The sequence below is a fragment of the Dyadobacter pollutisoli genome (genome assembly GCF_026625565.1).
GTDB lineage: Bacteria > Bacteroidota > Bacteroidia > Cytophagales > Spirosomataceae > Dyadobacter > Dyadobacter pollutisoli.
The window spans coordinates 4,636,186-4,648,678 of record NZ_CP112998.1 but is presented as its reverse complement, the minus strand read 5'-3'; the positions used below and the strand labels follow the sequence as shown (position 1 = coordinate 4,648,678).

General features: G+C 43.8%; 9 protein-coding genes. 3 read left to right on the top strand and 6 right to left on the bottom strand.

Annotation, left to right across the window (positions count from 1 at the left end):
* Positions 1–87 precede the first annotated feature (87 nt).
* From ON006_RS19020 to ON006_RS19010, 3 genes are all read right to left on the bottom strand, one after another.
* Positions 88–2,898, bottom strand: a complete 2,811-nt coding sequence (locus ON006_RS19020) for a M16 family metallopeptidase (RefSeq protein ID WP_244820954.1) — start codon at positions 2,896–2,898, stop codon at positions 88–90.
* Positions 2,899–2,988: 90 nt separating this feature from the next.
* Positions 2,989–3,714: a lipocalin family protein gene (locus tag ON006_RS19015; RefSeq protein WP_244820953.1), complete on the bottom strand. Its 726-nt coding sequence runs from the start codon at positions 3,712–3,714 to the stop codon at positions 2,989–2,991.
* A 112-nt stretch (positions 3,715–3,826) separates the two neighbouring features.
* Positions 3,827–4,864, bottom strand: coding sequence for a bifunctional transcriptional activator/DNA repair enzyme AdaA (locus ON006_RS19010; RefSeq protein ID WP_244820952.1), 1,038 nt, complete (start codon positions 4,862–4,864; stop codon positions 3,827–3,829).
* Between the two features lie 226 nt (positions 4,865–5,090).
* Here ON006_RS19010 and ON006_RS19005 point away from each other — a divergent pair, with 226 nt between their 5' ends.
* Positions 5,091–6,335, top strand: a complete 1,245-nt coding sequence (locus tag ON006_RS19005) for a glycosyltransferase family protein (protein ID WP_244820951.1) — start codon at positions 5,091–5,093, stop codon at positions 6,333–6,335.
* A 2-nt stretch (positions 6,336–6,337) separates the two neighbouring features.
* On the opposite strand, the gene ON006_RS19000 is transcribed toward ON006_RS19005, so the two are convergent.
* The gene (locus tag ON006_RS19000) at positions 6,338–9,298 is read right to left on the bottom strand and encodes a DNA polymerase III subunit alpha (protein ID WP_244820950.1); all 2,961 of its coding nucleotides are present in this window, start codon (positions 9,296–9,298) and stop codon (positions 6,338–6,340) included.
* Between the two features lie 47 nt (positions 9,299–9,345).
* On the opposite strand from ON006_RS19000, the gene ON006_RS18995 reads away from it, so the two are divergent.
* Positions 9,346–9,645: a HigA family addiction module antitoxin gene (locus ON006_RS18995; protein WP_244820949.1), complete on the top strand. Its 300-nt coding sequence runs from the start codon at positions 9,346–9,348 to the stop codon at positions 9,643–9,645.
* A gap of 9 nt (positions 9,646–9,654) precedes the next feature.
* Here ON006_RS18995 and dinB read toward each other — a convergent pair whose 3' ends face one another.
* Entirely contained in the window at positions 9,655–10,896 is a 1,242-nt protein-coding gene (gene dinB / locus ON006_RS18990; protein WP_244820948.1) for a DNA polymerase IV, read from the bottom strand.
* 142 nt (positions 10,897–11,038) lie between these two features.
* On the opposite strand from dinB, the gene ON006_RS18985 reads away from it, so the two are divergent.
* Positions 11,039–11,800, top strand: coding sequence for an XRE family transcriptional regulator (locus tag ON006_RS18985; RefSeq protein WP_244820947.1), 762 nt, complete (start codon positions 11,039–11,041; stop codon positions 11,798–11,800).
* Between the two features lie 16 nt (positions 11,801–11,816).
* Here ON006_RS18985 and ON006_RS18980 read toward each other — a convergent pair whose 3' ends face one another.
* A complete protein-coding gene (locus tag ON006_RS18980; protein WP_244820946.1) occupies positions 11,817–12,209 on the bottom strand; it encodes a type II toxin-antitoxin system VapC family toxin in 393 nt (130 codons plus the stop codon).
* Positions 12,210–12,493 lie beyond the last annotated feature (284 nt).

Sequence of the window (12,493 nt, the reverse complement as noted above, 5' to 3'; positions counted from 1 at the left end):
GTGCATGGTGCATGGTGCATGGTGCATGGTGCATGGTGCATGGCGACCAGCCCAGGGCTTAAGCCCTGGGTTACTGGGTGCACGGGTTCATTTCTTCTCTGGCATCAGCACAACCTTGATGAAGTTATCATCGTTGAAGTACTTTTGTGCGGCGGCTTTTGTGCTTTCTACGGTCACGGATTTTAGGAGTTTATCTTGCAGGAAAACTTCGTCCAGGTCGTCGCCAAGGAATGTATTGTCGTCCAGGTAGTCGAGCCAGAAGTTGTTAGTTTTTAATGCAGTTTCTGTTTTACGCTGGGTTTCAGCCACAAATTTTTCAATGTCTTTCGGATCGGCTCCGTTCTGCTTAATCTTAGCGATTTCTTCCTGAGTGCGCTTAACGAGCTTGTCCACATTCTCCGGCGCGCAGCCAAAGCCAACACTAAACCGGTAATGTCCCGTCGGAAATTTGTCGGTACTCTCCGAAACTCCCACGCCGTAAACGCCGCTTTCTTCTTCACGCAATGACTCGATCAACTTGATCTGTAGTACCTCTTGCAATGCTTCGATTTGAATATTGTTTTCAGGGCTATACTCGTACTCACCGCTTGAAACGAGTGTAACACGGCTTTTCGGTTCCAATCCCTTATAAATGGTCTTCTCTATCCGTCCTTTCGGAGGGAAAATCGATGGGTGTCTGAATGTGTCATCCCGGTCTGTTGACGGTAAGCCACCCAGGTATTTTTCAATCAAAGGTTTAATATCCTCTATTTTGAATGCACCCACAATGGTAAAGACAAAGTCGGAAGCATCTGAGAAACGATCCTTGTAAATAGCCACCGCGCGGTCCAGATTTACTTTGTCTACGCTTTCCGGTTTCAATGGTTTACGCTTCGGATTGTAGCTCGTTAGTACGGCATTCAGCGAGTCGGAGTACACTTTTTCGGGTGTTAATGTCTTCTGCATATTTTCCAGATATGCTTTTTGATTCGCCAAAATACCAGTTACTACGTCAGCATCTTTTCTTGGTTCTGTGAAATAGGCGTAGATCAGCTGCAATGTTGTTTCCAGGTCTTTTGGATTGGTATTACCACCAATTCCCTCGGTCAATTCACTCACATAAGGCCCGGCATTCGCGGTTTTTCCGGCAAGGAATTTTTGCAGTTGCGTCTGATTGTAAGGCCCCACACCGCCCGACTGGATCAGGTAACTTGTGAATATCCCCGTCTCCCTTTCGTCCGGGAAAAGCGAATATCCTCCTTTGGCAGTCGCCTTGATCAGGATTTCGTCGTTTTTGAAATCAGTCGGTTTAAGCAGCACTTTCACACCATTCGACAGTGTAAGTTCGGTGGTACCCAGTTTTTCAAGCTTCTTTTCTCCCGTTATTTTTCCCGCTTTGGGCTCAGTAGGGAGTAGCGGAGAATCAACGACGTCATCCACATAGGCCGTTACATCCTTCCCCGCCTCGGCGAGGAGCTTGCGTATTTCAGCCTCTGTTGGAAGCGCATCTTTGCTTTTCTCAGGGCCCATTACTACCACGGCCCTGTTCTTGTCTGTAATATATTTTTTAGCAAGCGCATTGATTTCGACCAGCGTGACACCATCCAGGTGTTTTTTAACAAATTCAAAATATGCTGCTGCCCCCATGTAAGGCTTGTCGTGCAGAAAGTGATTCAGGTATTCCTGTACATGATTACCCGATTTGGTCTTATCTCTTTCCTTATAATACTGTTCGATGGCGTTGAAAAAATCCTTCTTCGCACGATCCAATTCTGGTTGCGTAAAACCGAATTTCTGAACACGGGCATTCTCTTCCAACAATGCAGTTAATGCTGTTTTCATAGAACCTGCATCTTTCGCCAAAGCAACCGAAGTATAAGAATCCAGGTTGCCTAGGAAGTCGCCATACTCACTTCCGCCATAGAGAAATGGAGGATTTGCCTTTTGCGTCAGCTCCTGCATCCGCTGGCCCATCATGGAATTGTACAGTTCCTGACTAAAATTGTTTCTTACATCCTGCAAAGTTTTTTCTTTGCTATTGGGCTGTTTATAAATAAGCTGGATTAAATTTTGAGGATATTCCGGGTCCGTCACAATGGCTACTTTGGTAGAACCGTCCAACGGAATGTCATATCTGATCCGTTTTTTGGGGTTGGCCGGAGGAGCAATTGAACTGAACTTTTGAATGATAGTAGCCTCCACTTTGGCAACATCAAAATCCCCCACGGCGATCACCGCCATCAGGTCGGGGCGGTACCAGTCTCTATAAAAAGAGGCGATCGTTTCGGGTTTGAAAGATTTCAAGATGCTGTCTTTCCCAATCGGCAAACGCTCTGCATACCTTGAATTATTCAGGATCACTTTCAGGAATTTATCCCGCATTCTTTGCTGCGCGCCACGGCCCATGCGTGACTCTTCCAAAACAACGCCTCTTTCTTTATCTATTTCGGATGGATCAAGCAATGCACCATGCGCCCAATCTTCCAGCACCTGGATCCCTTTGTCCAATAATCCGGCCGAATCCGTTGGGATTGGCAGCATGTACACGGTTTCATCAAAACCAGTATATGCATTCAGGTCAGCCCCGAATCTTACTCCGATCTTTTGCAGGAAATTGACTAATTCATTTTTAGGGAAATTGGTGGTCCCATTGAAATTCATGTGCTCCATGAAGTGGGCCAATCCCTGCTGATTATCATTTTCCAGCACCGAACCTGCTTTCACAGCAAGCCTCAGTTCTGCGCGATTTTTCGGCTCTGCGTTCTTTTTGATATAATAAGTAATCCCATTTTTGAGTCTTCCCATTTTTACATCGGGATCAAGAGGGACTTTTTGAGTACTTAGGTTTTGTGCTGAAAGAGGGGTCGCAAAACATATTCCCAATCCGGCAAAGCATATCGCTATAAATGCCTTTTTCATTTTTCTTATTTTAATTTTGATAAATTCAGGAGGGCGAAATATATAGTTAAAGATTGCGATTGCAAAATGTTTTAACAGGCTAAATGAAAACTACTCAATCATTTCAGGACATTTTACGCCTTTGAAAGAAAAGCTTTTTCTGAAATTCAGCTTCGATCGGTCTTTGAAAATCATCTGTCCGTTTTGATCAATGACAGTGCCAAAACCTTCCTGCCAGGCACTCCCTTTTTTTAAGAATGCGACCTCTCTGGTAGACTCTGTTCCCTCAGCGACAAATGTGTACGTCGCCAACAAGGTATCTCCTCGCATTACGCCATTAATTTTTCCCTGATTTTTATCCTTTTCAAAAAACAAATAAACGAGTTCACCCGTCACAATGCTGTCGGCGACATTGATATGCATGAATGCCGAATCTTTTTTGGCCTTGTAAGCGAAGCATTCATAAATTTCGAAATCGGTAATCAATTTATCAGGAGAAACGGTTTTAGAATAGGAGAATTTTTCACCATTTCTTTCGAGAATCAATGTGCTGTCTGCAACTGAAATGATTTTGAGCGTATCGGCAATTCTCTTCTGATCGTCAGTGCCGCTATTCCCATAGATGATCAGCCTATCGCCCTGTTTTTCCCAGTTTTCATAATTCACCTCACCCAGGTTGATAGCTACCGCGTTTCCGTCAGCTTTGAGTGTAAAGCCCTGTTTGTGTTGAGGCTGATCCGGCATATCGGTTACCCAGCTGCCGGTAATGGAGCCGGATTCCCTGGTGCATGACAAAGTGCAGACGAATAATAAGAGAAGGCAAGTGCGCTTTTTCATTGTTTTTCTAATCAATTATTCAATGATTGCGTGGTGATCGGACGCAGACCAACAAAACTGATTAAGAACGAAAAAGTACTTTTGGAATTATTTTTGAGGCACTATGAATTGCTTAGCAGTTGTTTTTCTCGTGATCCAGAAGCCATTGTTTTCTCCATAGTCCGCCCCCGTAGCCCGTGAGCATTCCATTCTCGCCAATTACGCGATGGCAAGGGATCAGGATTGAAATCTTGTTCATACCATTCGCATTGGCGACGGCGCGCACGGCGTCCGGTTTGTCCAAAGCAATGGATTGCTGCTTATAGGAACGGGTGGCTCCGAAAGGAATGTTGCGTAATTCCTGCCAAACCATCTGCTGGAAATCGGTACCGGGTGTAAAGAGCGGAACTGTAAAATGTTTGCGTTTTCCCTCAAAGTACTCGTCAAGCTGGGCTTTCAATGTGTCAAAGTGGCGGTTGGCGCCCTGAATGATGACCGCGTTAAGCTTTTTAGATAAATATTTGAACTCCGTTTCGAGCATTTTTCGGTCTGTAAATTCAAGAAGGCAAATTCCTTCCTCCACGGCGCAGGCATACATTGTCCCGAGCGGCGTTTCCAGACGGACAATGTTAATGATCTGCTTGCTTTTGCTATGCACGGGAGATACCCCAAATATGGATTTGAACGAATCATTAAAGCCGCTGAGCGACTCATAACCTGCGTCGAAAGCGGCAGAAGTGACCGATTCGCCGTTTTGTATTTTCTTGAAGGCCGAATTGATCCTGAACATCCGCTGGTAGGCATGAAATGTGATCCCGTGATTTTTGAGAAACCACCTCCGGATTTTGCTTGGCTCAATCCCTCTTTGCAACAGGTTCCAGTCTTTGAATTTGAGGGAAGGGTCAGCATTGATCTCTTTTAGGATATCTGAAATGTAATGCGGCGTTTCTCCCATCTTTTCCAAGGGGTTACATACTTTACAGGGTCGGTATCCGTGTAGAATGGCTTCCTTGGTTGTTTTGAAAAACTCAACATTTTCAGCTTTTGGTTTGCGGGCTGTGCAAGTCGGTCGACAAAAGATGCCGGTAGTTTTCACGGCCGCGATAAATGTTCCTTCGTAAGAAACGTTCTTTTCAACCAGGGCCTGATACATCATTTCAGTAGTAAGCATATTCTTTTTTCTACAAAAATACCCGCAGGTGTCAGGATGCAGCAACCGGAAATTGAACAACTATTTTTTTACCGCTCATTTTAATACAAATACCTGTGTTAAGGTAGTTTGTTGACTTATTTATTGTAAATTTTGGAGAATAATATACAAAACCCACTCATTTAAATTTCTGATCACCAGATTGTTACCTTTTTAATTTTTTAATTTGAAATCTAACAACGGTTAAATGGTTTTTGTAAGTGGTGTTCTCAGGGATATTATTTCCGTCCGGCTTTCGCGGCAAAACTGCGCATTGATTTTATGCGTTTTCGTGTATATACTAGTGGAATCCTACTATTTGTATGGACGCTTTGCCAGTCATCAATCTGATCTCACGTTATATTACAGTACAGCCGTGAATTTACTGGAAGGTAAAGTGCCTTTTAGAGATTTCAAGCTGGAATACCCGTTTTTTGCATTGATCCCCATTGTCATTCCGCAGATCCTGAATGGTTTAACGGGAGGCAGTTTTGCAACTTATCCTTTTTGGTTAGTTGTTCAAAACCTGTTCTTAGGCCTTGCAATCGGATTACTTATATACAAGACCGTCGGGTTGCATAAGAAGATCGCAGTGTACAAGTACGCCGTTATTCTGATTTTCTCGTTGCCTATTTTCCTTTATCGGTTTGATCCATTTCCTGCTTTTCTAACCATTTTTACTATTTATTCCGTCCTGTTAAAGCCTTTCTTTTCCGGGGCATCTCTTGTGACTTCCATTGGTGCGAAGCTTTACACCATTATTTTTTTACCGGTTATCGGCCTGTTTTATCTGATCAATCGACGCTACAATGTTGCCTTACTTAGTCTTTCAGGCGGTTTATTCATCGTGTTGATATCGTTTCTCGCTTTCTTTTTGATGGAAGAAAATGGAATCCGTGATTTTTTGAAATATCATCAATCAAGGGGAATTCATTTGGAAAGTTTTTTAGGAGGTTTGCTTTTGTTGCTTTATCAGTTTGGTATAGGCTCTGTGGAGGTCAAGCACAGTTTTGGTGCTATGCATTTGGTCACGCCCTGGACCGATGAGCTTTTGTTTTTCGTCAAGATCATTACACCGCTTTGTTTTGCTGCGTTGATCATTTTTATCGGCTGGGCGTTCCGTGAGCAAAAATTAAACGAAAGAAAAGTCCCTGTTTTAAGTCTTGTTCACGCATTTGCAGCGCAGCTCCTGCTTTTCCTGCTATTGAATAAAGTTTTATCACCGCAATATATGGTTTGGCTATTGCCGATTATTCCCTTTTGCAACAGTCGGATCTTTCTCATTTTTACGGCCGCTCTAATGCTGACGGTATTTATTTTTCCCGGCGAATATCATTACCTCATAGCCCGCCACATTTCGATGGTGCTAGTGTTGAATTTGCGTAATTTATTGTTGGTCTGGCTTCTGTTTGAGGTTTTGTATGTACTATGGCCGAGGAAACAAGTACAATGACACTATCTTACCGCTGAATCCATTCGGGTCATTTCAATGACTTCGATACTCAGAAATCCGAATTCGTCCATTACTTTGCCGAAGATCTTGTATACCCCTTTTCCTGAAAATTTGAACTTTGACGCAACCGGCGGGAAGTGAACAGTGTCAATAAACTGCCCCTCCTGATCCAGAAATGTACCAAAATACATCGTTTCTCCTCTCGCAGTCCGGGTATTTTTGATCGCGACTAAATAACCATATTGTACCACTTCACAGTCAATATAGTTGTGCAAGTCCTTCGACATCACACTTTTGGGCAACTCATGTTTTAAAAGGTAAAAAGGGCTGCAAAGCGCAAAACCCAGTAGCTCGATCTGGTCGTACGCATCATCGATAGCGGAAGAATGAAAAACGGGTAGCTCAAAATCCTTCATTTCGGTATGAAACAACTGTTTCTGCGGCACCTTAGGTGTTTTATTAATCCAGAAATGAGCCTTCCAAAGCAATGTTTTTTTATCAATGCCGGTAAAACGAAATGCATTAATGCGTATCAGAATGGTCAGTTGTTCAATGGAAATAGAAACACGGTCGAGAAAATTGCCCAGCGACGTAAATGCCCCGTCCTGCTGCCTGGCTATCAGGATTTTGTCGATGGTTTTCTCTTCAATTTCATTCAGAAACTGCATTCCCAGATAAATGTCCTTTCCCTCAATGGTGGTTTCGCCGGCGCTGTGGTTGACACAAGGCGCCAGTACATTTGCGCCCAGCATTCTCGCCTCGTGTACATATAACTCAGGTCCGTAAAACCCGCCACCATTGTTCAAAACAGCCACCATGTATTCCAGCGGATAGTAGGCTTTGAGGAAAAGTGTCTGATAACTTTCCACCGCGTAGGATGCAGAATGGCCTTTTGCAAATGCGTAACCGGCAAAGCTTGCGATCTGATTCCAGATGTCCTGGGTCATTTGCTTGTCGTAACCCAGCTCTTCGCAATTTTTGAAATATTTTTTCTTAACCCTCTCAAATTCATCGCGACCACGAAATTTACCGCTCATGCCACGCCGAATTACATCAGCTTCTCCCAATGTCAGTTTGGCAAAGTAATGTGCTACTTTAATCACATCTTCCTGGTACACCATGATACCGTAAGTCTCAGGCATCAGCTCCATTAATTTGGGGTGCGCATCCTCTCTTTTTTCAATGTTCTGATGCCGCAAAATGTATTCCCGCATCATCCCGCTCTTGGCAACGCCCGGTCTGATAATGGAACTGGCCGCGACCAAACCCAGGTAATTGTCTACTTCGAGCTTTTTAAGCAACATTCGCATGGCGGGAGATTCCACATAAAAACAGCCAATGCATTGCGCCTCTTTGATCAGGTTGTTGATTTTCGGGTCAGTCTTGAATTTTTTGACATTGTCAATATCAAAGGCCGGGGCGTCCGGACGGTTGTAGCGGATCACTTCCAATGTCTCCTTGATCTTCGCTAATCCCCTTTGACCAAGAATGTCATACTTGTTCAGGCCCACATCTTCGGCAATGACCATGTCAAATTGGGTGGTTGGGAAGCCTTTGGGAGGAAGGTCAGTGGCGGTAAAGTGATGAATGGGTTTTTCGGAGATCAATATTCCACCGGCGTGAATGCTCAGATGGTTGGGCTGATTGTTATCCTGCAAATATTTGGCATACTTGATGACTAGCGCGGAAAACTGGTCCAGCTTGTTCGGATCGTACTTACCCTCGCTCAATGCTTCGATCTCGTAAGCAGGCAAGCCAAATACTTTCCCCAGCTCCCGCACCGCCGCGCTGTGCTGGAATGTGCTGTAAGTAGCTAGTAACGACGCCTGCCCGTTCTTTCCGAAAGTATCGAAAATGTATTGAGTTACGTCTTCGCGGTCGCGCCAGGAAAAATCGATATCAAAATCGGGTGGATTTTTACGATACAAATTCATGAACCGCTCAAAGTACAGGTCCAGCTCGATGGGATCTACATTGGTAATATTCAGCAGGTAGGCAATGATACTGTTCGCACCACTTCCACGCCCAACATAGTAATAGCCTTTGTGGCGGGCGTAACTGGTAATGCTGTGATTAACCAGGAAAAAGGGAATGAAGTTTTGCCTTTCGATGAGGTCCAGCTCCATGGAAATCCTGTCAAAAATAATGTCATTGACACTATCTCCGTACCTGTGTCCAATGCCCTCGTAGCTGAGTTTACGGATCAGTTGGTAATCATCTTTTTTACTTTTACCAAATACCCGCAAATTCTGATGCTCCTTGTCGTCGCCAAAACTGAAATTGATATGACATTCGGCCATTAACTTTTCAGTATTATAAATGATGGGGTCAAAATCTTTGAAATGATATCTGAGAACGTTTGAGGGGAGTATTTGCTCAGTTTCCTGCGCCGTGTGAGACGCATTAAGCTTACTTAGCAATGTGCTTTCATCGACCGCCCGTAACAACCGGTGTGCATTGAAGTCCTTTTTATTGCGAAAACTTACAGGCTGCAAAATGACAAGCTTGTCCTGATGCTTGAAAAGTGGAGAAAACTGTACTCTGTTCAAATCCCTGGTAGAAATTCCGATGTATTCGTTGGGGAGGAATGTTTGTTTGCGGGTTCTGACGAGTTTTTCAAAAGGATAAATAAAGAAGGCATTTTCGAGGGCGGGGGCTTCGTCCGGGAAGTCTTCTTTTGTATGTAAATGTTTGGACAGGAACGCATTCAACTCCTGGAATCCGGCATTGTTTTTGGCTATTCCTACAAACTGCTGCTCAATGCCGTTTCGGAAATCAATGCCGACAATGGGCTTAATGTCATGCTTCGGCGCCATTCTGATAAAATTCAGACAGCCGGATGTGTTGTTAATGTCGGTCAGCGCGGCACAGCCGTAGCCGTTCTCCTTGCTCATTTTAAGCAACTCTTCCTCCGGGATCATCCCATATCGCAGACTAAAAAAAGAGTGACAGTTGAGTAGCATGGTGTTGGAAACTTTCAGAAATTCGAAAGAACTTTACTGTTAATTCAATGGAAAAATTAAAAAACATTCATCCCGGCGAAATCCTTTTGGAAGAGTTTTTGAATCCAATGGGGATCTCGGCATATAAACTGGCAAAAGAGACTGCTATTCCCCAGACAAGAATAAGTGAAATTGTAAAAGGCCGCAGAAGAATAACCGCGGATACTGCCTTGCGATTCAGTAAATATTTCGGAACAACTCCGAAGTTTTGGCTTGGCTTGCAGGATGATTTCGATCTGGAAGAAGAGCAGCATCTGATTTTTGGAGAATTGAGTAATATCAAGACTTTACAATACGATGTAGCATAGTTACCATCGCTACGCATTCCGGTGTGCCGGGATAATGGGGGGATCTCCGTTGAAGGGGTTACCCATACTGGCGATATTCGGAATACCCAGCGTTGTGCCCCAGCTCAAAATCGAGTTGCCACGGTTGTCTGTTCCATAGCGGTTCCTTATGTAATCCATGGCCATATACAGGTTAAGCCGCTCCTCTGAGTCATCGAACAGGTTAATCTGATAGTTACCCGTTACGAGATCACTGAAATTGACCCCGACCAGCCGCACCATCATTCGCCGGTTATGAAGCTGATCAAATAGCCGCTCAATCTGTGGGATCAAAATGTGATCTGCTGATGTATAGGCGATTTTAACCTGTTTTGATACCGTGTTAAAGTCGGAATAACGGATCTTGACAGAGACGCATGACGTTAATTTATTTCCGGTCCTGAGCTGATAAGCTAGATTTTCCCCCATTGCCCTGATCATCTCCCTCATTCGCTGCACATCACCCGTGTCTTTCCCAAATGTCCTTTCATTGGAAATAGATTTTCTCTCGTGAAAAGGAACAATAGGCGAGTCGTCCAGACCATTGGCCCTGTTCCAAAGTAATGTGCCGTTCTTGCCGAGGATTTGCGTCATCATTTCAACGGGCATTTCTTGTATGGTTTTGACATACTTCACGCCCATATCATACAGGACTTTGCTCGTTTTGTCGCCCATCATTGGGATTTTCTGTACCAGCATCGGGGCGAGAAATGTCTTTTCTGTTCCCGCGTCTATCTTTTTCTGATTATCGGGTTTGGCTTCTCCAGTAGCTACTTTTGAAACCACTTTACTAGTTGACAAGCCAAAGGAAATCGGCAGGCCGCTTTCTTTCTTAATGCGCTCCCTGAGTTCCGTCGCCAGATGGTAGCTGTTATGAAATTTTTCCATTCCCGACAGATCGGCATAGAATTCATCAATACTTGCCTTCTCAAAAACCGGAACAGCTTCTTTAATGATCTCGGAAACTGTTTTAGACTCCTTCGAATAAATCCCCGCTTCCCCGCGTATGACGGTCGCTTGCGGACACAGCATCCGGGCCATTTTCATCGGCATGCCTGAATGTATACCGTAGGGCCTGGTTTCATAACTGCAGGCAGCCACCACCCCGCGGTCCCCTGTACCGCCTACGAGTACGGGGATGCCCCTGAGGCGGTCATCGTGCTTTCGCTCGACAGATACAAAAAATGTATCAAGGTCCATATGTAGTATCGTGCGCTCCACTTGGCGTTTCACTCGGTTTGGAATTTTTACAAATTTATGGATTTATTCCAAATATATGGATCATATCCATGATATAAAAGGAAATATTCCAAAATATTTTGTATATTTGACTCTGTTAAGAAGTTATGTGATTTTTTGATTTGACCAGTCAGCTATGCCCATTGACGAGGAGTTCAGACGTTTTAAGCAAATAAGGGAAGAATTGAATCTGACCCAGTCCGCATTTGCGGATGAGCTTGGTATTAGTGCCACGACGGCTGACATTGAACGAGGCCGCACGCGTATCCCGGGTCAGGTTGTGAAAGAGCTTCTGAAAAAGTACCATATTAACCCATTGTGGCTTTTTGGTGATAGCACTCAGAAATACCTGCACGCTGAGAAGCTTTCGATCAACCCCAAAATTGTGACTGTTGATAATACGGGCCATGAAAATATTGTGCTGGTAAGTGCCAAAGCAGCAGCTGGTTATCCCAATAATATCGGCGACGCACAATGGTTTGAAAGTCAGCCGGCTTTCAGTATTCCATTACCGGAGTACCGCAATGCTACGTTCAGGGGGTTTCAGGTGGAAGGAGATAGCATGTTGCCGGTACTTCATTCAGGTGAATGGATCGTAGGTAAGGCTGTGGATGACTGGGAAAACCTCAGCGATAAACGCATGTATGTGATTGTTACCGTGGACAGTATCCTGGTCAAAAGAGTGCAGAAAGAAACGCACTCAACTTATATTAACCTTATTTCCACTAATCCCGAGTACGCACCAATTCGTATCGATCGTAACGAAATCCGGGAGGTGTGGCTGGTCAATAGCAAATTAACATTCGATCTGGAAGCCGATACCCAGCAGGTTAGCCTGCATAGTTTGCATCAGGAGATGAAGGAGTTGCGCGCGGAAGTGAAGAAACTGGTGAAGTGAGGCTTAAATTGATAGGTTAGGCTTCGTAGGGGTCTAGTAGCGATAAATTAGCGATTCCTATAAAATCTTTTTTATTGCTTGTAATTAAAGTCAAATTATAGACCAATGCAGTAGCCGCAATAATCGCGTCAGGGAGTTTGATTCGGTATTCTTTGCGCACCTCAGCCGTTTTGATTTTAATGTCTCTTTCCAATTCAATAACCAGCGCATCTTCAACAAATGAATGAAGAATTTTTAAGTCGCTATCGGTAGGAGTTTTCCAGCAATACAATTCAATTTCAGTGATTGCAGAAATGATAATGGTGTAATCTTCAACAATCTCATCCATTAACTTGTCAGCATTTGTGGAGAACTGTTGCTGCAAATAATAGATGACAGTATTGGTATCCCAGAGATATTTTACTCCCATTCGTTTCGTAGGTCCTTCAATTGATTATCAATCTCTTGAAGTGGCTGTTTAGACATGGATCCCTTATATCTGGTTTTTAAATTTTTATTGCTGGAACGAGGATCTGTAATTTCTCTACGCAAACGGATAAGTTTCAAGCGTTCTAAATCCATTAACAGATTTAGTGCCTTATCATTTATAATGTCAATGGTTACGGTTTGCAGCATAAACCTATATTTAGAATATTTCTATTGCAATGAGTAGTGAAGTTACCTAAAAATCTCAACTTTTCGTCCAATGTGATT